The following is an 18,813-nucleotide window of genomic DNA, read 5'->3' on the forward strand; positions in this document are numbered from 1 at the left end:
GGTCAGTTCTCCTCGGTGATCGATGCGCGGATGCGGGCGTCCGCCGGGTCGTCGTCCCACTCCACGCCGGTGATGCGCAGCTCACGGCCCGAGACCAGTTCGGCGGTCGCCCGGCCGCACGCCGGGCAGCACAGCCTCGGGGGCATGCCCACCGCCCAGTCGTCCCCGCACGGTTCGCAGCGGGCCCGGCCGGGGACGGATTCCGCGACGAGTTCGGCGCCTTCCAGCACGGTTCCGGCGCAGGCCAGTTCGAAGGAGAAGGTGAGCGCGTCGGGGACCACTCCGGCCAGCTCGCCGACCTGGAGTCGCACGGTCCGCACCGCGGTGGCGCCATGGGCGCGCGCGGCTTCCTCCACCTGGTCGACGACGGCCAGCGCGATGGACATCTCGTGCATCGGTCTCCGTCCTGCGCAGCGGTCGGCCGTTCGCGCCCATTACAAGGCGGGGACGCGGCTCCGGCCGACCGGCACGCCGGGAGCACGCGGCTGCGTACGCCGTTCGGTTCAGCCCCCGGCGTGACCGCGCACGCGCGGGCCCCCAACCCTCTCGTCACATCGTGCGGATGCGCAGATACCGCTTGAAGTCGGGGAAGAGCCCCTTGACGAGAATCGCGAGTGCGGTGGCGACGGCAGCGCCGCCGATGATGGTCGTGGCCTTCTGCTTCTTCTTCATGGTTGTCCTCATCTCACGGCTTCGTGCTGGACCAGTTGCGTGACCATCCGTACGGCCTCCGGTACCGCGGCGGCCACCTGCGGGCTGAGTCCGATGCCCTCGTCGACGCAGGCCGGTTCGCAGCCCACGACGAGGGTGCGACGCGGCGGCGTGCTGCCGGTGCCGGCACACAGGGTGTCCAGCAGGGCCAGGACGGCGTCGGGTGACATCCGGTGGCCGTCGAGGGGCACGCTCTCCGCCACGCCGCCGACCGGCGTTCCGGGCTCGATCAGATACAGCGTTCCGGGTTCGCCGCCGCGCGCCGTGGCGTCGACGAGGACGAGCGTGTCGTATCCGTCGAGGACCTGGTACGCGAGGTGGACGCCCCGGATTCCGATGTCCGCCACTTCGACATGGCCGGGCAGCGGCTGCTCGGTGAGCCGGCGCACGGTCTCGACGCCGAAACCGTCGTCACCGAGGAAGATGTTGCCGACACCCGCGACCAGCGTCCGGGCACTGTCCTGTGCGGGGCCGTTCACGCGTCCTCCAGGGCTTCGACCTCGTCGGGCTGGAAGTACAGGAACCGGCCCTGCTCGCGGCGGATGTCGGCACCGGGATCGCCCTCGACGGTCACCGCGATGTGCACACCGCCGTCCACGTCGTGCAGGACGGCCTCGACCTGTGCGCTGCGGCCGTGCAGGAACAGGTCCTGGGCGTCGCTGTGACGCAGGCCCGGCCGCAGCCGGACCCGGCTGCCCGCGCTCACCGGCCGCCCGTCGATCATGACGTGATCGTGGGCCGGGTCGACGCTCGCGTCGCTGCCGGGGTCCCACCAGGGAGTCTTTGGCCGTACGACTCCGTGCTCGGCAGGATCCGCCGGCCCGGTGACCTCCCGCAGGCTGCGCACCGCGCCGTGCAGGCGTTCCAGGACCTCGGGGGGCATGGAGTCGGCCAGGTCGATCACGGCCGCGGCCCGCTCGTCGGTGCCCCTGGCCTCTCGCTTCTCCTCGTCGGTGAGGGCCGCGGTGCGCAGCGCGAGGATCTCGTCGATCTCGGTGGCGTCGTACAGGGCACCCGGGCTCTCCGGCGCGATGGCCGGGTGGTCCTCCAGGATGATGGGCGAGGAGAGCACGAGGTCCGCACGGCCCGTTTCGCCCGCGAGGACCGGCCAGGTGTGCAGATTCCGGCAGGACGCGACCGCCGCCTTGGCCCACTCGGGCGGGTCGGTCATCGAGAGGAACGCGCCGGTGTCCAGGCACAGCAGCAGATGGGCCGCGACGAGGGAGTGCGGCAGGGCGGCGTCCCGTTCGGCGCCGGGCCCGGGCGCCCAGGCGCTGGTGTTCTCCACGACGGCGGTCAGCCTCATCGCCCGGTAGGGACCGTCGAGTTCGGCTGCGGACAGGCGTACGACACCGCTGATCTCCTCGCGGCGGCGGACGAGCCGCCCCACGGTCCGCCCGGCGCCGTCCCGTACGGTTTCGGTCTCCTCACGCGCGGGCCGGGTGAAGGGGAAGGCCACCCCGTCCGCCGCCAGCTCGGCGACGGGGACGGCCAGTTCGACGCGCTCTTCCACACCCTCGTCCCAGGGCACCAGGACGCGGTCGTCCAGGTGCAGCTCGCGCACGGTCACGAAACCGCCGTCGTCGTCCGTCTGCTGGACGATGCGCCGCTGGGTGTGCAGGAAGCGCACCTCGACCGCGAGGGTCGCGTCGCGCTTCGGTTCCATCAGGCATTCGGTGTGCTGGAATTCGTGCTCTTCGCAGGCTGCGCTCCACGCGGGCGGCACGAGCACCCCGAACTGCCAGCGCAGCCGGTTCTTGGCCGCCGAGGCCCGGTACGGGTACAGCACATAGCCCTCGAAGAGCACGGCGTCGGCGACCTGCCGGGCGATGGCGAGCCGCGCGTGCGTCGCCGGGGGAAAGGCCGCGGTGGTCATGGTGCCGTCCTCCCGCCCGCCGCGCCGTCCGCGTCAGCCGTGTTGAGGAGTTCCTCCACCGTCGCCTCCCAGGACGGCAGGGCCCTGCGCGACCGGAAGGCGAGCAGGGCGTCCATGGTGGCGCGGGGCAGCCGGATCCAGCCGCAGCCGGGGAAGTGCTGCTCGACCATCTCCCGCCAGACCTTCACGGGCATCCGAACGGTCGTCTCCCGGTCCCAGGGCACGGGCTCGACGTGGAATCCACCGGCTCCGGTGAAGGCGCTGCCGGAGAAGAGCATGAGCAGGGGTACGTCGCCGCCGGCCAGCGCGTGGGCGTAGCGGGTGGCGGCGATGTCCATGTCGTACGTGCAGGGCACGACGAGGTCGGTCTCGGTTTCCCCGGTGAAGCCGGGAACCATGAGGGAGATCTGCGCGAACTGCACCGGGTGGAGCGTGCTGCCCCAGCGTGAGCGCTCTCCGAACAGATCCGTCAGGCCTTCGGCCTCATCGGGCTCGTATCCGCGGCGGGCGGGTTCGATGCGCAGCTGGCAGCGCAGCGCGAGGGCGTGGACCCTGGTTCCTCCGGATGCGGTGATCCGTAGCCGGAAGACGAGGGTGGGCCCTGCGGCGTGCGGATCGGCGCGAACGCCGGTGCAGCTGAAGGTGAACTGAGTCATGGGGGTCATGGGGGTCATGGCATTCATGGCCGTCATGGCCGGCTCCCCTGTGGCACCTGGGCCCGCTGTCGTACGTGGGCGAAGAAGGCGTCGAGATCGGCGCGGGCCTCGGCGCCGCCGTCGAAGCCCTGCCAGCGCAGCCGCATCCGGCCCACCAGTTCGTAGGCGTTGTCGATCGGCACCAGGTAGCACTCGGTGCGACCGTCGGTCCGGCGCAACAGCAGGGCCTCCACGTCGGGTTCGAGCAGTGCGGCGAGCCGGGTTCCGGCGAGGACGGCCTGCCAGGACGACGGCTCCAGTTCGCTCTCGGTCGCCCCGGCCGGGCTCGGGTAGAGCGCGACGAGCCGGTCGAGTGCGGAATTGCGGAAGAAGAAAGCGACGCCGACGGGGATCCTCAGCAGTTCCCAGGCGTTGTCGTCGATCCGGTGGCCGGGGTCGGTGAGGAAGCGGCCCGGGACCGCCCGGAAGCGGCCCTGCGAAGTGCCCGGACGGTCCAACAGCCGGGCGCACGGGTCGCAGGCGCAGGCCAGCGCCCGTCCCTCGGTGTCGACGAGATGCCGGTGGCGCTCCTCGGCCACGGGCACCCCGCACAGCTCGCACCGCTCCTCGCGGGGCGGCTGGGGCGTGGTGAAGCGGCGCAGGCCCCGTGGGCCGGGGGCGCCCGGCACGGTGCGGATCGCGCTCATCGCACCGTGACCGTGGAACGGCCGGTGGCGGCGGCGTCGGGCGGGCCCGAGCCGATCTGGAGCAGGGCGGGCTCACGCGGGGCGGCCGTCCGATCCAGTTCCACCGCGGTCACCTCGGGTGCGAAGCAGGCGAGTGCCTCCACGGCGGCCTGCCGGGCGACTTCCTGGGTGCTGGGGCACCCGCAGCCTGTCGAGCCGGTGACCCGCAGCCTCAGGACGCCGGTCACCTCGTCGAACCCGGCCGACTCGATGGAGTGCCGGACGCTGCGCAGGGCGCGGGCGATCCGGGTGGGGACGTCTTCGGGGTGCAGCTCGTGAAGCACGAGCAGGCTCGCGACCAGTTCGTCTTCGTACAGGCCGGCGCGCGGATCGCCACCGGACGGCCCGGTGGCGGGGTGGCCGAGCAGCTCTATGGCTCTGGCCAGACCGGCGCCGTAGAAGTCCATGAGGACCCGCACGAGTTCCTCGGCCGCCGCGCACGCCTGCTGGTCGCCGGTGGCGGCCAGCCGGTCGAGGACCTCCTCGACCCGCCGGCCGGCCTGCTCCGCGTTCACCGCGCTCATCCGGCGAGGCCGCTCAGTCCGGTGGGCACATGCATCGACTTCACCGTCCTGCCGTCGCCCACGTACATGTGGACGCCGCACGGCAGACAGGGGTCGAAGCTGCGGACGGTGCGCATGATGTCGATGCCCTTGAAGTTCTCCGGGGGGTTCTCCTCGAAGATGGGCGTGTTCTGCACGGCGTCCTCATAGGGGCCGGGGGTGCCGTAGGAGTCGCGGGTGCTGGCGTTCCAGGGGGTCGGCGGATAGGGGTGATAGTTGGCGATCTTGCCGTCCCTGATGACCATGTGGTGGGAGAGAACGCCGCGCACGGCCTCGGTGAAGCCGACTCCGATGGACTCGTCCGGCACGTCGAACTTCTCCCAGGTCTGGGTGCGTCCGGCGCGGACCTCCTCCAGGCCCTTCTCGGCACAGTGCAGGGCGACGGCCGCGGCGTAGGCCTGGAAGTAGGTGCGGGCGCGGTTGCGTTCCAGCGCGTTGCTCCACTGCGGGATCTTCCACTCGAAGGTGGTCTCCGGCTTGGTGAGCGTGCGCGGCAGGTTGATGACGACGCTGTGCCCGGTCGCCTTGACGTAGCCGATGTCGACGAGTCCCGACAGTGCCGTGGACCAGAGGCGGGCGATGGGGCCGCCGCCGGTGTCCAGGGGCAGGTGCTCCTTGCCGTCGAACCAGCGCGGGGACATCACCCAGCTGTACTTGTCGTCGAAGTCCCGTTTCTGCGGAGCCGGGATGGTGTGCTGGTTCCATGGGTGGCGGGGATCGATGGGATTGCCGAGCGGGTCGTGGGTGACGAACTGCTCCTGGCCCTCCCAGTCCTCGTAGTACGAGCTGCCCAGCAGGATCCGGATGCCGAGGTTGATCTGGGTGAGGTCGTTGGTGACCAGCTTGCCGTCGACGATGACACCGGGGGTGACGAACATCTTCCGTCCCCAGTCGGTCATGTTGGCGTATGTGAAGTCGCAGTACTCGGGGTCGTTGAGCGCTCCCCAGCAGCCGAGCAGCACGCGTCGGCGGCCGACCTCCTCGTACCCGGGCAGCGCCTCGTAGAAGAAGTCGAAGAGGTCGTCGTGCAGGGGGACCACGCGCTTCATGAACTCGACGTAGCGCATGAGGCGGGTGAGATAGTCCGTGAACAGCTGGACGGAGGCGACCGTGCCGACGCCGCCCGGGTAGAGCGTGGAGGGGTGCACATGGCGGCCCTCCATCAGACAGAACATCTCCCGGGTGTAGCGGCTCACCTGGAGGGCTTCGCGGTAGAACTCGCCCTCGAGCGGGTTGAGGGAGCGCATGATGTCGGCGATGGTGCGGTAGCCGTGCTCCGCGGCGTGCGGCGCTTCGGTGCGCTGCGCCTGCTCCCAGACGCCCGGGTTGGTCTCGCGGACCATCTTCTCGCAGTAGTCGACCCCGACCAGGTTCTCCTGGAAGATGTTGTGGTCGAACATGTACTCGGCGGACTCGCCGAGATTGATGATCCATTCGCCGAGGTGCGGCGGCTTCACGCCGTACGCCATGTTCTGGGTGTAGACCGAACAGGTGGCGTGGTTGTCGCCGCAGATGCCGCAGATGCGGCTGGTGATGAAGTGTGCGTCGCGTGGGTCCTTGCCCCGCATGAAGACGCTGTAGCCGCGGAAGACCGATGAGGTGCTGTAGCACTCCGCGACCCGCTTCTGCTTGAAGTCGATCTTTGTGTGAATGCCGAGACTGCCCACGATCCGCGTGATCGGATCCCAGGACATCTCCACCAGGCCGTCGCCGGTCGTTTTCGCCTGTGTCGCCATTGTGTGTGTGGTGCCCTTCTTCACGTCTTCAAGCAGGAGAGAGGGGGTGGTTCGGTGTCCTGGAGGTGGGTCACCACGGCGGGCGGTAGCCTGTGGTGATCTTCTCGCCCGTGTGCCGCCACTTGGGCTCCTTGTCCACGGTCCTGGCCGTGATGTTCCGGAGCCTGCGGATCACGGCGCCGTACACGCCGCTGGACGCGACGGAAACCGTGGCGCCGGGCGGCTCGTCCATGAACGGCATGAACTTGTCGGGGAAGCCGGGCATGGTGCACGCGATGCAGATACCACCCACGTTGGGGCAGCCGCCGATGCCGTTCATCCAGCCGCGCTTGGGCACGTTGCACTTGACGACGGGGCCCCAGCAGCCGAGCTTGACCAGGCACTTGGGCGAGTCGTAGGTGTCGGCGAACTGACCCTGCTCGTAGTAGCCGGCCCGGTCGCAGCCCTCGTGCACGGTGGCGCCGAACAGCCAGGTCGGGCGGAGCTTGTCGTCGAGCGGGATCATCGGCGCGGACCCGGCCGCCTGGTAGAGCAGATACGTCAGCGTTTCCGCGAAGTTGTCGGGCTGGATCGGGCAGCCGGGCACGCACACGATGGGGATTCCGGCCTTGGACTTCCAGTCCCAGCCCAGATAGTCGGGCACGCCCATGGCGCCGGTCGGGTTGCCGGCCATCGCGTGGATGCCGCCGTAGGTGGCGCAGGTGCCGATCGCGACGACGGCCAGCGCGTTGGGAGCCAGCCGGTCGATCCACTCGCTGGTCGTGATGGGCTGGCCGGTCTCCGGATCGTCACCGAAGCCGCACCAGTAACCCTCCTGCTTGATCGACTCATTGGGCACGGAGCCCTCGACGACCAGCACGAACGGGTCGATCTCGCCGCGCTCCCCCTTGAAGAACCACTCGATGAAGGTGTCGGCGCCGCCGACCGGGCCGCACTCGAAGTCGATCAGCGGCCAGTGGACCTGGATCTTCGGCAGTCCCGGCAGTCCGGCGAGCGCGATCTCCTCGATGCTGGGCTGCATGGCGGCCGTCAGGGCGACCGAGTCGCCGTCACAGCTCAGGCCCGCGTTGATCCAGAGGATGTGGATCGGTGACTCGTCCGTGGCGGCCGCGCCGGACGAGCCGGCGGCGTCGACCGCGGTCGGCGTTGCTGCATCCATGGGGATGTCTCCTGGGGGGGTATACGACAAAGACCCGTAAGCGGGCCTTTGTCTCCTTGCTAACAGGCGACCGGGCCCGCTGCCACCGCGGCCGGGCCGAACGGGGTGCCGTGCGGCGGTTCCTTGCGGACGAACGCCCGGCGCAGCGCGTGGTAGGGGGCTGTGGGGTCGGAGAAGATGCGGAGCATGCGGGCCAGTTCCTTCTGCCGGTACACCGCCAGCGGCTCGACCCGTTCCCGGCGCTCGCACTCGGCCTTCTTCGCCGCGATCCGCGACTGGGTCGCGGGAAACGGAGCCAGCCGTGCGGCCAGCCGGGTGACTTCGTCGGTGAACTCCTGCGGACCGCAGTCGACGACGCGGTCCACCAGGCCGAGCCGCAGCGCGGCAGTCGCGGTCACCGGCTGGGCCTCCCGCATGAGCCGGTCCGCCACGGGGCCGCCCACGCGCCGGGGCAGGGTGTACGTCCAGTACTCCGAGCCGTACAGCCCCATACGCCGGTAGTGCGGGTTGAGCACCGTGCCCGCCCGGCACCAGACCTCGTCGGCGGCCAGCGCGAGCATCACCCCGCCTGCCGCCGCATTGCCGCCGACAGCTGCGACCACGAGCCGGTCGGTGGTGGTCAGCACGGCCTCCACCAGGTCGTCCATCGCGTTGATGTTGGCCCAGGACTCCGCCGCGGGGTCGGCGGCCGCCTCGATGACATTGAGGTGGATGCCGTTGGAGAAGAAGTCCCGGCCGCCTCCCAGCACCAGCACCGAGGTGGGCCGGGAACAGGCCACCCGGTAGGCGTCCAGCAGGCGCCGGCAGTGCGCGGTGCTCATCGCGCCGCCGGGGAAGGAGAACGACAGCAGGCCGACCTGCCCCTCCTCCCGGTAGTGGATGTCGGTCCATGTCTTGTGGTGGCCATCGCGGTGCCCGTCGCGGTGCCCGTCGTGGTGCAGCGGCGCGGGAAGCTCCGGCAGCGCCGGGAGGCGGCCCGCGAGGGCCAGGGTGGCAGGCAGTTTGAAGGTGGCCGGCCCCTCGGGCCCGCGGCGCGGGCGCAGTTCGGGGATCCACACCGCGCCGTCCACCGTCGCGCGGCAGATGGCACCGGCACGAGTGGCCAGCAGGTCACCGGGGCGGCCTCGCAGCCGGTCCTCCGGGTGGCCGCCATGGAGGAACCACTCGCCGCCCAGCAGGCTGTCCAGCACTCCGGGCTGCGAGTCCGCGGCGCGCAGCTTGCGCACGACGGTCCCGGTGAGGTCCTGCTCCCAGGAGATACGCCGAAGCTCCTGGCGGAACCAGGGCCGGGTGCGGACCGGGCCCGGCAGGCTGTTCTGCGGCTGCGGGGTGTACGTACCGGACGCGAACCGGTCGACGGCCAGCAGAAGAGCGGTGACGGCGGCGTCGGAGACTTCGTTCCGGTACAGATCGCTCTTGGCGAGCGGCGGCAGCGGGCAGCTCACGGTGGCCCATACGTCACCGGCGTCCATCTCCTCGTCGGCCTGCAGGACGGTGACACCCCACGAGCCGGCGTCCTCGTGGATAGCCCAGTCCAGGGAGGACGGCCCCCGGTCACCCACCGGCCCGGGATGCACGATGAGACAGGTGTGTTCGGCCCATACGTCACGGGGCACGGCCGTCTTCAGCATGGGGGCCACGACAAGTGCCGGCTCGTGCCGGTGGACCGCGGCCCGAACGGAGTCGCTGCGCGGTGTCAGCTCCACGGCGACGGAGTGTCCGCGGTCGCGCAGTTCCGCGTGGACTCGCTGAGTGAGGCTGTTGTACGCACTGGCGACGAGCAGGATGTGCATGGCGGCCTTCCACCGGATCCGGCGGCTCACGGCCGGGAGAGGATCCGGCCGCCTGCGATCGTCGGACACATCCGGCCGCCGCCGTCGGTACGGAGCCGCGGAGGTCACTCGAAAGCGACCGTCGGGGCGACCGATCGGCGGCGCTCAGAACGCCGCGTAACGCTCCGGCATGGGCAGCTCCACGCCGTCCAGCTCCAGGGTGCAGCCGGGTTTGACGCGCACGAGGTGCGGCTGGTGCACCCGGACCAGGAACTGGCGGGCGGGCTCGTCCGGCAGCTCCCCGGTCAGCACTGTCGTCCCCGTACCGTGCTCGCGCCGGTACGCGATCACCTTGCCGTCGACCAGGAGCTCGATGCCGCCGGTCCTGCCGGGGCCCACGTTCACCGTGATCGAGTGCTTCCCCCGGTCCAGGTGGAAGTGATGGTTACGCGACATGGCACACCTCCGCAGCGCCGTCGTAGTCGCACACCTCCACAGCGCCGTCGTAGTCCAGACTAGGTCCGACCTGAGACCGCCGCAGGGTTGCCCGCGGTGGCAACGGCCGACTTGAGGAGCGGCCGACCCGGGGTGTGACACCGGCCCCGGAGCGATACCGGGACGCCACCGCGGCATTGGAGTGGCCGGCAGCAGGGCCGGGGATCATCCGCCGGCCTGCCCGGAGTCAGCCGGCGCACGGCAGCGATGCGGTCGTCCTCTCCGCCTCCTCGCCGAGCCGGCCCAGCAGTACGGCCAGGCGCGCGTCGTCCGGCGGGAGAGCGGCCAGCAGGACATACGCGCTGCCGTCGGGCCGGAACCCGAAGGGCGCGACCAGCCGCCCCGCCCGGAGGTCGTCGTGGACGAGGGCGAGCGGGCCGATGGCCACGCCGATGCCGCTGGCCGCGGCCTGCAGGCTCAGATAGAAGTGCTCGAAGGTCTGCTCGGGTGCGGTGGACAAGGTCTCCCCTGCGGCCGTCGCCCAGTCCTGCCAGGCCGACGGCCGGGTGCGGGTGTGCAGCCGGGTCAGGCCCGTCAGGTCCGCGGGCCTGGCGAGGTCCCGCGCGAGTTCGGGGGCGCACACGGGTCCGACGTACTCGTCGAACAGCCGGTGCGCGGGCACGCCGTCCGGCAGCGGGAAGTCGTTGCGCCGGATCGCGGCGTCGATTCCCTCGCGGTCGAAGGGGACCGGGCCACCGGAGGCGACGAGGCGCAGATCAAGGGCGGGCGCGGGTTCGGCGATCATGGGCAGTCGGGGGATCAGCCAGCGCATCAGCAGTGTGGGCTCGCAGGACAGCACGAGCGGACCGGGTTCGGCGGCCGCCCGCGTACGCCGGGCCGCCGTGCTGAGGAGGCCGAGGGCGTCGGTCACGTCATGGGCGAGCTTGCGCGCGGCCGGCGTCGGGACGACCGCGCGGTTGCGCCGCTCGAACAGGGCCACTCCCAGGGCGTGTTCGAGTTGCTGGATCTGGCGGCTCACCGCGCCATGGGTCAGCTGCAGCTCGGCTGCGGCCTTGCTCACGCTCGCGTGCCGGACCGTCGCCTCGAAGGCGACCAGAGTCCCGAGCGGCGGCAGATCTGTCCAGGTCATGCGTCAAATTCTGTCACAGACGATGTGAGCGATCGTCGCTTTACAGGCCCCCTGTCGACCGGTGAAAGTAGTGCAGGCAAGGGGTTCAACCAGCGGAAGTACGAAGCGCCAGCAGCCGGGACCGAAGGATTCGTATGATGAAGAAGGTCAGTCCTGCTCACACATTTGCTTCGTTCTCCGACACCTGGAGCCCCAGGGTGGCCGGTCGGCCGGACCGGGCCGGCACGGCACGGCCACGGACGGTCGCGATCCTCGCCGACGACCTGACGAGTGCGGGCGACGGGGCCGCACCCTTCAGGGCGGCCGGCTTCCCGGCGCGTATCAGTCTCGCGGGCCCCGACCACGGCCCGGCGACCGGCGTGACCGCGATCGATCTCGACACCCGCACGGGCCCGGCCGACGTCGCGGCCGCCCTGACCGCCCGGGCCGCGACCGCCCTGTCGGGCGCGGATGTCGTGCTCAAGACCGTCGACTCGACGCTGCGCGGGCATCTCGCCGCGGAGATCGGTGCCGCACTCACGGCCCTGGCGGCGAGCGGCCGGCGTACGGCCGTCATCGCGCCCGCGTTTCCGGCGGAGGGCCGCACGACCGTCGGCGGCGTACAGCTCCTGGCGGGGCGGCCGGTGCACGAGACCGCGTTCGCCGAGGACCCTGCCCATCCGGTGCGCTGTGCCGATCTGACGCGGCTGATTCCCGGCGCCGTACGGGCTGATCTCGTCGCACCGCAGGAGCGGACGGTGTCGCGGGGGCGGACGGTGTCACCGGGGCGGACGGTGTCGCGGCTCCTCGGGACGGCCCCGCTCGTGCTGGCCGACGCCGCCTGTGACGAGGACCTGGACGCTCTGGTGGCCGCGGTGCCCGATCCGGGACAGGTGCTCTGGGTCGGTTCACCGGGCCTTGCCGCGGCCCTGGCCAGAAGGCTGGGCCCCGGCCCCGGCAGTCCCGCTCCCGAGGGTGACATCCGCTCATCCCGGCCGCGTGTCCTGGTCGTCGTCGGCAGTCTCCACCCGGCGGGCCACGAGCAGTCCGCGCGCTTCGCCACCCGGGAGAGCGGCGCGCTCGTGCCCGTCCTGGACCCCGCGGCCGTGGACCTTGCGGAGCGGGAGCTGGCCGCGCGGTCCAGGGCGCTGCTGCACGGACCGGACGTACGTACGGAGCACTCGGTGCCGCAAGCGCTGGCCCGGGCCGTCGTCGCGCTCGCGTCGCGCGACGCCTTCGACGCGCTGGTGCTCACCGGTGGGGAGACCGCTCGTACGGTCCTGCTTGCGCTGGGAGCCCGCGACCTCGACCTCGTCGACGAACCGGAACCGGGCATCGCGCTCGGCCTGCTCGACCACCCCCGGCGGATCTCCGTCGCGCTCAAGGCCGGCGGCTTCGGCGACCGCGACACGCTCCGCCGTCTCACCGACCTCATCTCACGTACCTCATAGGGAGTTCGACGTGCGCCCCATAGCGGTGACCATGGGTGACCCGGCCGGTATCGGACCGGAGATCACCCTCGGGCTGGTGGCCGACGACCGCTGCGGTCCTCCGGTACTCGTCATCGGGGACGAGGGAGTGCTCCGCCGCACGGCGGCGGCCATCGGTCTCGACATCCCGATCCGTGCCCTGGCATCGGTGGACGACATGGACGACGAGGCGGGCACCGTGCAGGTGCTGTCCGGGACCTCGCTGCCGGAGGAGCTCCGCCCGGGGCGGGTCGACCGCCGGGCCGGGAGGGCCGCGTACGAGTACGTGGCCAAGGGCATCGGTCTCGCGCTGGAGAACCGCGTCGCCGCCCTCGTCACCGCGCCGCTCAGCAAAGAGGCCCTGCGTCTCGCGGGACTGCCCTACCCGGGTCACACCGAGATCCTCGCCGCGCTCAGCGGCACCGAGCGGTACGCGATGATGATGGCCAACGACGAGCTGCGGGTCGTCCTCGTCACCATTCACCAGGCTCTGCGCGAGGCGCTGGACTCCCTCACCGTCGAGGCGGAACTGACCGCGCTGCGGCTGGCCCATGACGCGCTGCGCGGGACGGGGATCCCCCGGCCGCGCATCGCCGTCGCCGGACTGAACCCGCACGCCGGCGAGAACGGGCTGATGGGCCGCGAGGAACTCGACATCATCGCGCCTGCAGTGCAGTCCGCGCGCGCCGAAGGGATCGACGCGAGCGGGCCGTGGCCGGCCGACACGGTCTTCCTCCGGGCGCGCCGAGGGGAGTTCGACGTGGTCGTGGCCCAGTACCACGACCAGGGGCTGATCCCGGTGAAGTACCTCGGCCTGGAGCACGGGGTCAACATCACCATCGGCCTGCCGTTCGTCCGCACCAGCGTGGACCACGGCACGGCCTTCGACATCGCCGGTCAGGGCATCGCCGATCACACCAGCCTGCTCACCGCGCTGCGGCACGCCCGCGCGCTGAGCGGCTGTCGCTAAGACCACCAGGAAGGCACTGTGGACTTCATCTTCATGCTCACGCGCGACGACCGGACCGTACGCGACTGCCTGGAACTCGTCGACAGCCTGGCGGACGTCGGGCTGCGGCACATCGGCTTCAAGGACGTCGGGGTGGATGCCGGCACCCTGGCCGCTCTGCACCGCCGCATCAGGGCCACAGGCGCGACAAGCTGTCTCGAAGTGGTCAGCACCAGCCGGGAACGGGCCCTGGACTCGGCCCGGATGGCCGTCGACCTCGGCGTCGACCAGCTCATGGGCGGCATCTGGGCCGAGGAGACCCTGGAGCTGCTGCGCGGCACGGGAATCCGCTATCTCCCCTTCCCCGGAACTCCGTCCGGCCACCCGACCCGGCTCGGCGGCACACCGGAGCAGGTCGCCGAGCAGTGCCGGCGCTTCGAGGCGGCCGGGTGCGACGGAGTCGACCTGCTCGCCTACCGGGCCACCGACGCCGACCCGATGGAGCTGGTACGCAGTGCCCGCGCGGCGACGTCCGGACGGCTCGTCGTCGCCGGCGGCATCGACAGCCGTGAGCGGATCGCGGCGCTCGCGGCAGCCGGCGTGGACGCCTTCACCGTGGGTTCGGCGGCCATGGCGGCGGCCTTCGACCCGCATCTGGGCACGCTTCAGCGCCAGTTGGCCGTCATCCTGGACGCCGCCGGGTCGTCATCCGCCGCGTGCGCCTGAACGAACGTGACGCGCCCTTGTTACGACCTCCCTGTCCGCGGGACCGTCCGCCTCGGCCCCGGACCCGCGTGTCCGTCCTGGCCATCGCCCGTCGCTGATCTGGGGCGGACCAGGCCAGGGCATGACTGCTCAGCCGTGCGGGTGGCCAGGCAGACCGAAGCGGGAAGACGGGGCCGACTGCGGGTAACGCCGCAAACATGACAGACAGCCATGATTCCGCACAGGGTGATGGGCCCAAGCATGGGCGCCAATCGTCGGACAGCCCCCTGAGCGCATGGGCGGCCCTGCGCCATTGGTCTGCTGTCGGCGCAATCGCGGGCCTGTGCTTCTTTGGCCTCCTTGCAGCAATGTATGACGAGTTCTACACAGAATTCGGCATCACCTCGGTGGATGTTGAACTGTCCTATTCGGACACTTTGACTCGTTCATGGGGATTCATTATCACCGTTGCCGTCGCACTGACTGTCGGCATTTCCATGGTCCTTTGGATCTGGAAAAAGATCCTCAAGAGAAAACATGGAAGGGACTGCAAGGTCGATCAACTGCCGATCCCTGCTTACTTCACCGCGCTGGCTGCGGTCTTCGCAATCTTGATCTGCGCCGGGCTTGTCGGCGAGAACTTCATGGAGGCGGCCGGCAAGCGTGGCGCGGCAGGCCAACCCGTCACGGGGCTGCGACTAGGACTCTTGTTCTTCGATGTTCGAGCGCAGCCGGTCGCAGAAATCGTGTCTGTTGCGTCCAGTCCCGTCAATATCCCAACACAAGGGCTGACATTCCTAGGAAAAAGCGGCCGATCCTTCGTTCTTTACTGCACAGTCGACGGCCAGATCTTGAGAATCTCAATGGAACGATTCACGCTCCGTACATCCACCCATCAGGCATTGAGGGAATCGGGGTCCAAGGACTGCGGGAACGCAGCTGCACGGCATCTCCCCAAGTGAGACCACCGAGAAGGTGCACATCCTGAGACGGTCGCGGTCTCCGTGGCTGGTCCAACCACAGTCCGAGCCATCGAACACCTCGACCATGGTGACGCCGGCGGCGCGAGTCCGGTTGAGAGTGCCTGCGTTGTATGCCGCGGCACTCTTCGCCAAGGTGGCAGCCTCGCAGGGGCACTTCGCGCCGGGCAGCCGCTCGGGCAGCCGGGTAGAACGTGGTGGTGGGTGCCTTGCTCATGCTGGGTCCTCCCCTTGGCGGACCTCCGGGAGGACGTGCCGGCCGAAGCCGAGGTCGCCCTGCGGGACGGGCTGCGAGGCAGCGCGGTGCAGGTCGTGGACTTCGACACGCACATCAACGACCCGTCGTTCGGCCGTGCCGCCGCGGACCGGCTGCACCGGCTGATCACGGGTACGCGCGCGAAGTCCGCCGCCGACTGTGTGTGACCCGCTCCACCGACGGGAACCGGTCGTGGCGGAATTGTGTCTGTTGTGGGGACAATCGGCGCACGCGATGGAGGCCGGACAGGACCAGGTCCTGTCCGGTCGATCAGGCCGGAGAGGCCCCAGGGGGCGGGATGAACGGATGGGCGGTCCCCGGATACACGGAGACCAGGGAACTCGGTTCGGGCGGGAGCGGACGTGTCGTGCTCGCCGTCCATGACGCGACGGGCACGCCGGTCGCCGTCAAGTACCTCAGTGAGCGGATGCGCCGGGACGAGGGCTTCGTGCGGGTGTTCCGCTCGGAGGCACAGCTCCTCGGCGAGCTGGACACGCCTCACGTCGTCCGGCTGTACGAGTACGTCGAGGCGCCGGACGGTGCGGCCATCGTCATGGAGCTGGTCGACGGCATCGCCCTGCGCGCCCTCCTCGCCAGGGAGGGGAGCACGGGTCCCGAGCCCGCTCTCGTGGTCCTGAAGGGGTCCCTGCTGGGACTCGCGGCGGCGCACCGGGCGGGTGTGGTGCACCGGGACTACAAGCCGGAGAACGTGCTGGTGGCGGCCGACGGTTCGTCCAAGCTCGTCGATTTCGGCATCGCCGCGAGCCGCGGTACGACCCCCGGGGTGGCCGGCACTCCCGCGTACATGGCGCCGGAGCAGTGGAGCGGAGAGCCTGCCTCTCCCGCCGCCGACGTGTACGCCGCGACGGCCACGTTCTTCGAGTGCGTGACCGGCCGGAAGCCCTACTCCGGGCAGAACTTCGCCGAGCTGGCGCTGCAGCACACCAGCGCGCCCGTGCCGGAGGCGGAGGTGCCCGAGCAACTGCGTCCACTGATCCGGCGCGGGCTGGCGAAGCAACCCGAGCACCGGCCGGAGAACGCCGAGGCGTTCGTGGCGGAACTGGAGGAGACCGCCTGCGCGGCCTACGGCCCGCACTGGGAGGAGCGCGGCCAGCGGAAACTCGCCGCGCTGGCGGCGCTGTTGCCACTGATGTTCCCTTCGGCGGGACCACCGCCAGCGGGGGCCTCGGCACGGGCGACGACCTCGCTGGGGCACGGCCACCGGCTCGGCGGTCTGTGGCCGGGCAAGCAGGGGCTGTTCGCCGCGTCGCTCGCCCTCGTACTGGGACTCGTGCTGGCCATCGCCGCCCGGGCCACCGATGAGGCTCCGGTGCGCACGACGGCACAGGCGGTCGCCACCACCAGTGCCGTGCCGCCGGACGAGGCGTCCCCGCCGCTGTCCGCCCCGCCGACGGTGAGCCCTTCGCCGACCACCTCCGTCTCGCCGGCACCGACCCCGAGCGCCACCGGGCCGGCCCCCACACCGTCCTCCGGGGATCCTGGCCCGTCCGCGCCACCGGTCACGGGGTCCGAACCGCCGGTCGTTTCCGAACCGCCGGTCGTTTCCGATCCGCCCGTCACGCCGGAGCCGCCCGCGGTGACCGTCACCTCCGTGTCCGTCAGCTCGCTGCGCCAGACCGGCCCGACGACCGCAACCACGACCGTGGACATCGTCACCGACGGGACCGGCCCCGTGACCATCACGCTGGACTGGGCCACCGCCCAGTCCAAGGGCGGCCCCGGCACACCGGACGGCCCCGCCGGCACCTTCGAACGCAGCGGCGCCACGCAGTACACCCTCACCGTCGAGCACACGTTCCAGAACAGCAGGGCCTGCTACTGGAGGGTCCTGGCGAGCAGCACGCCGGCCGCCGCGAACGGCGGTTCCCAGCAGGAGATCCTGACCAGGAGGTGCACCGTCGGATGAACGATCCGCGCATCCCCTTCACCGGCCGGCCGGACCCCGAGGACGAATACAGCGCGACGGCGCTGGCCAGCCACTGGGTCGAGCGGCCGGAGCCGGAGCCGGTCCCGGACGCGGTCGAGGGCACGGTGCTCCGGTTCGGCCCGGGGGTCACGGCGGCCGTCCGTGAACGGTACGACCGGGACAACACGGCCACCGTCTGGCACGGCACTCTCGCCGGCGGCACGCCCCTGCCGCAGGGGCGCCGCACCTCCCGGCTCGCGGGGCTGCGCCGCTACACCCTGGCCGCCGTGGTGCTGCTCGCCGTACTCGGCTTCCTCGCCTGGCAGCGGTACGGGCCCGGGCTCGCCGTCCGGGGTGTGACGGTGGGGACCGACCCTGCCGGCCCGGGCTGCGACGGCACGGCCGTCATCACGGCCCTGGTCGACACCGACGGGCGGCCCGGCAGCCTGACGTACCACTGGGTGCGCAACGACGGCACCACGTCGGAGGAGCTGAGCGAGCGGCTGGCCCGCGGGCAGCGGCAGGCGCGCCTCCGTCTGCTGTGGACGTTCCACGGCGAGGGCGCCTACGACGCCCGGGCCGAGCTGCGGATCACCTCGCCCAGCCGCCACACGGCGGCAGCCGGCTTCACCTACAGCTGCCCCTGACCGGCCCGGCACTCCTGCGGGGGCATCGGAGATGCCGCTCAAGCGGATCACCACCGCGCCGGGCCACGGAGCCGCGACCCGCGCATCGGCAGCGGGCCGGGTCGGGGGCGCAGTCGAGGTCGGCCGCGCATCATGGAGCCCCGGGAATTCGGCGCCGTCCGGCCCCGGCCCTCGCCGGCGCCCCGCCGCTCCGCACCGCGCCGCGGTCGCCTTCAGCGCATCTCGCCGTAACCTCTTGTTGTCGCGTATGGCCCGATTGGGCTCAGCGGTGCTAGAAAGGACGCGTGATCAGGCGCTTCGACCGATTGCGGGGCGTGTCGGTTCGGCCACTGATCGACAAGCGCCCCAGGAGCGTCGCCGGGCAGGTCTTCGTCCTCCAGGTGGCGGTCGTGGTCCTGCTTGTGCTCGGCGCGATCCTGGCGCTGGTGCTCCAGACCCGGCACGACAGTGACCGCGAGGCCCGGAACCGTTCGGTCGCGGTCGCGGAAACGTTCGCCCAATCTCCAGGACTCCTGGACGTCCTCAAGTCGCCCGATCCCTCCAAAGTGCTCCAGCCGATCACCGAGGAGACCCGCAGAGCAGCGGGCGTCGACTTCATCGTGGTGATGGACACCAAGGGAATCCGCTACACGCATCCGAAGCCGGACCGGATCGGCAAGCGCTTCGTCGGCACCATCGAACCGTCACTGAGGGGCGAAGTTCTCCTCGAGAGCGTCCACGGACCGCTCGGGCATGAGGTGCAGGCAGTGGTCCCGGTGACCGACCCCAACGGCTCGGTCGTGGCCCTGGTCTCCGCCGGTCTCACCGTCAAGAACGCGTCCCAGGCGCTCAACCAGCAACTGCCGGTCATTCTCGGCAGCGGCGCGGCCGGCCTCGCCCTGGCCACGACCGGCACCGCGCTGGCGACCAGACGTCTGAAGCGGCAGACCCACGGGCTCGGTCCGACCGAGATGACCCGGATGTACGAACACCATGACGCCGTGCTGCACGCCGTACGGGAAGGCGTCGTCATCGTCGGCGGCGACGGCACACTCCTGCTGGCCAACGACGAGGCCAGACGGCTGCTGGAGCTGGGCCCCGACGCCGAGGGACGGCCCGTCCGGGAGCTGGAAGGCCTC

At 70.9% G+C, this 18,813-nt stretch carries 19 protein-coding genes and 1 pseudogene; 8 read left to right on the forward strand and 12 right to left on the reverse strand.

The features are described 5' to 3' along the window. Nucleotides 1-2: 2 nt before the first annotated feature. The 12 genes from hypA to ACWGI8_RS08650 form a co-directional block, all read right to left on the reverse strand. Complete coding sequence (gene hypA / locus ACWGI8_RS08595) at nt 3-395, reverse strand: hydrogenase maturation nickel metallochaperone HypA (RefSeq protein ID WP_453659376.1); 393 nt, start codon at nt 393-395, stop codon at nt 3-5. A 154-nt stretch (nt 396-549) separates the two neighbouring features. Beyond that, complete coding sequence (locus ACWGI8_RS08600; RefSeq protein WP_453659377.1) at nt 550-672, reverse strand: DUF6893 family small protein; 123 nt, start codon at nt 670-672, stop codon at nt 550-552. 8 nt (nt 673-680) lie between these two features. Then, complete coding sequence (locus ACWGI8_RS08605; RefSeq protein WP_453659378.1) at nt 681-1,190, reverse strand: hydrogenase maturation protease; 510 nt, start codon at nt 1,188-1,190, stop codon at nt 681-683. Next, entirely contained in the window at nt 1,187-2,587 is a 1,401-nt protein-coding gene (locus tag ACWGI8_RS08610; RefSeq protein ID WP_453659379.1) for a hypothetical protein, read from the reverse strand. The genes ACWGI8_RS08605 and ACWGI8_RS08610 overlap by 4 nt, the downstream gene beginning before the upstream one ends. Next, nucleotides 2,584-3,243, reverse strand: a complete 660-nt coding sequence (locus tag ACWGI8_RS08615; RefSeq protein ID WP_453659396.1) for a DUF6084 family protein — start codon at nt 3,241-3,243, stop codon at nt 2,584-2,586. The genes ACWGI8_RS08610 and ACWGI8_RS08615 overlap by 4 nt, the downstream gene beginning before the upstream one ends. Nucleotides 3,244-3,275: 32 nt before the next feature. Next, nucleotides 3,276-3,929 carry a DUF5947 family protein gene (locus ACWGI8_RS08620; RefSeq protein ID WP_453659380.1) on the reverse strand — a complete coding sequence of 218 codons (654 nt, stop codon included), beginning with the start codon at nt 3,927-3,929 and terminating at the stop codon, nt 3,276-3,278. Beyond that, nucleotides 3,926-4,492, reverse strand: a complete 567-nt coding sequence (locus ACWGI8_RS08625; RefSeq protein ID WP_453659381.1) for a hypothetical protein — start codon at nt 4,490-4,492, stop codon at nt 3,926-3,928. The genes ACWGI8_RS08620 and ACWGI8_RS08625 overlap by 4 nt, the downstream gene beginning before the upstream one ends. Then, complete coding sequence (locus ACWGI8_RS08630; protein WP_453659382.1) at nt 4,489-6,267, reverse strand: nickel-dependent hydrogenase large subunit; 1,779 nt, start codon at nt 6,265-6,267, stop codon at nt 4,489-4,491. The genes ACWGI8_RS08625 and ACWGI8_RS08630 overlap by 4 nt, the downstream gene beginning before the upstream one ends. Nucleotides 6,268-6,337: 70 nt before the next feature. Further along, nucleotides 6,338-7,426 carry an NADH-quinone oxidoreductase subunit B family protein gene (locus ACWGI8_RS08635; protein ID WP_453659383.1) on the reverse strand — a complete coding sequence of 363 codons (1,089 nt, stop codon included), beginning with the start codon at nt 7,424-7,426 and terminating at the stop codon, nt 6,338-6,340. Between the two features lie 59 nt (nt 7,427-7,485). Further along, nucleotides 7,486-9,219: an enoyl-CoA hydratase-related protein gene (locus ACWGI8_RS08640; RefSeq protein WP_453659397.1), complete on the reverse strand. Its 1,734-nt coding sequence runs from the start codon at nt 9,217-9,219 to the stop codon at nt 7,486-7,488. 144 nt (nt 9,220-9,363) lie between these two features. Then, entirely contained in the window at nt 9,364-9,654 is a 291-nt protein-coding gene (locus tag ACWGI8_RS08645; RefSeq protein ID WP_453659384.1) for a hypothetical protein, read from the reverse strand. A 226-nt stretch (nt 9,655-9,880) separates the two neighbouring features. Continuing rightward, nucleotides 9,881-10,783: a LysR substrate-binding domain-containing protein gene (locus ACWGI8_RS08650; RefSeq protein ID WP_453659385.1), complete on the reverse strand. Its 903-nt coding sequence runs from the start codon at nt 10,781-10,783 to the stop codon at nt 9,881-9,883. Nucleotides 10,784-10,980: 197 nt separating this feature from the next. Between ACWGI8_RS08650 and ACWGI8_RS08655 the strand changes: the two genes are divergently transcribed. The 8 genes and pseudogenes from ACWGI8_RS08655 to ACWGI8_RS08690 all read left to right on the forward strand — a co-directional run. Next, complete coding sequence (locus ACWGI8_RS08655; RefSeq protein ID WP_453659386.1) at nt 10,981-12,213, forward strand: four-carbon acid sugar kinase family protein; 1,233 nt, start codon at nt 10,981-10,983, stop codon at nt 12,211-12,213. Nucleotides 12,214-12,223: 10 nt separating this feature from the next. Beyond that, nucleotides 12,224-13,201 (forward strand): 4-hydroxythreonine-4-phosphate dehydrogenase PdxA, encoded by a 978-nt coding sequence (gene pdxA, locus ACWGI8_RS08660; RefSeq protein ID WP_453659387.1) that lies wholly within the window; start codon nt 12,224-12,226, stop codon nt 13,199-13,201. Nucleotides 13,202-13,219: 18 nt separating this feature from the next. Continuing rightward, entirely contained in the window at nt 13,220-13,906 is a 687-nt protein-coding gene (locus ACWGI8_RS08665) for a HisA/HisF-related TIM barrel protein (protein WP_453659388.1), read from the forward strand. Nucleotides 13,907-14,103: 197 nt separating this feature from the next. After that, a complete protein-coding gene (locus tag ACWGI8_RS08670; protein ID WP_453659389.1) occupies nt 14,104-14,847 on the forward strand; it encodes a hypothetical protein in 744 nt (247 codons plus the stop codon). Between the two features lie 249 nt (nt 14,848-15,096). Beyond that, nucleotides 15,097-15,288 carry a hypothetical protein gene (locus ACWGI8_RS08675; protein WP_453659390.1) on the forward strand — a complete coding sequence of 64 codons (192 nt, stop codon included), beginning with the start codon at nt 15,097-15,099 and terminating at the stop codon, nt 15,286-15,288. A 131-nt stretch (nt 15,289-15,419) separates the two neighbouring features. Then, entirely contained in the window at nt 15,420-17,048 is a 1,629-nt protein-coding gene (locus ACWGI8_RS08680) for a protein kinase domain-containing protein (protein ID WP_453659391.1), read from the forward strand. Then, nucleotides 17,045-17,695 (forward strand): hypothetical protein, encoded by a 651-nt coding sequence (locus tag ACWGI8_RS08685; protein ID WP_453659392.1) that lies wholly within the window; start codon nt 17,045-17,047, stop codon nt 17,693-17,695. Before ACWGI8_RS08680 ends, ACWGI8_RS08685 begins: the two co-directional genes overlap by 4 nt. A 314-nt stretch (nt 17,696-18,009) precedes the next feature. Next, nucleotides 18,010-18,813, forward strand: a pseudogene (locus ACWGI8_RS08690) (histidine kinase); the annotation flags it as partial.

This window comes from Streptomyces sp. NPDC054841, assembly GCF_053611045.1.

Coding starts and splice junctions, on each gene's coding strand:
- ACWGI8_RS08625 (WP_453659381.1), bottom strand. CDS start 4,492: ATGAGCGCGGTGAACGCGGAGCAGGCCGGCCGGCGGGTCGAGGAGGTC.
- ACWGI8_RS08620 (WP_453659380.1), bottom strand. CDS start 3,929: ATGAGCGCGATCCGCACCGTGCCGGGCGCCCCCGGCCCACGGGGCCTG.
- ACWGI8_RS08670 (WP_453659389.1), top strand. CDS start 14,104: ATGACAGACAGCCATGATTCCGCACAGGGTGATGGGCCCAAGCATGGG.
- ACWGI8_RS08600 (WP_453659377.1), bottom strand. CDS start 672: ATGAAGAAGAAGCAGAAGGCCACGACCATCATCGGCGGCGCTGCCGTC.
- ACWGI8_RS08640 (WP_453659397.1), bottom strand. CDS start 9,219: ATGCACATCCTGCTCGTCGCCAGTGCGTACAACAGCCTCACTCAGCGA.
- ACWGI8_RS08615 (WP_453659396.1), bottom strand. CDS start 3,243: ATGACTCAGTTCACCTTCAGCTGCACCGGCGTTCGCGCCGATCCGCAC.
- ACWGI8_RS08650 (WP_453659385.1), bottom strand. CDS start 10,783: ATGACCTGGACAGATCTGCCGCCGCTCGGGACTCTGGTCGCCTTCGAG.
- ACWGI8_RS08610 (WP_453659379.1), bottom strand. CDS start 2,587: ATGACCACCGCGGCCTTTCCCCCGGCGACGCACGCGCGGCTCGCCATC.
- ACWGI8_RS08680 (WP_453659391.1), top strand. CDS start 15,420: ATGAACGGATGGGCGGTCCCCGGATACACGGAGACCAGGGAACTCGGT.
- ACWGI8_RS08630 (WP_453659382.1), bottom strand. CDS start 6,267: ATGGCGACACAGGCGAAAACGACCGGCGACGGCCTGGTGGAGATGTCC.
- ACWGI8_RS08685 (WP_453659392.1), top strand. CDS start 17,045: ATGAACGATCCGCGCATCCCCTTCACCGGCCGGCCGGACCCCGAGGAC.
- hypA (WP_453659376.1), bottom strand. CDS start 395: ATGCACGAGATGTCCATCGCGCTGGCCGTCGTCGACCAGGTGGAGGAA.
- ACWGI8_RS08645 (WP_453659384.1), bottom strand. CDS start 9,654: ATGTCGCGTAACCATCACTTCCACCTGGACCGGGGGAAGCACTCGATC.
- ACWGI8_RS08635 (WP_453659383.1), bottom strand. CDS start 7,426: ATGGATGCAGCAACGCCGACCGCGGTCGACGCCGCCGGCTCGTCCGGC.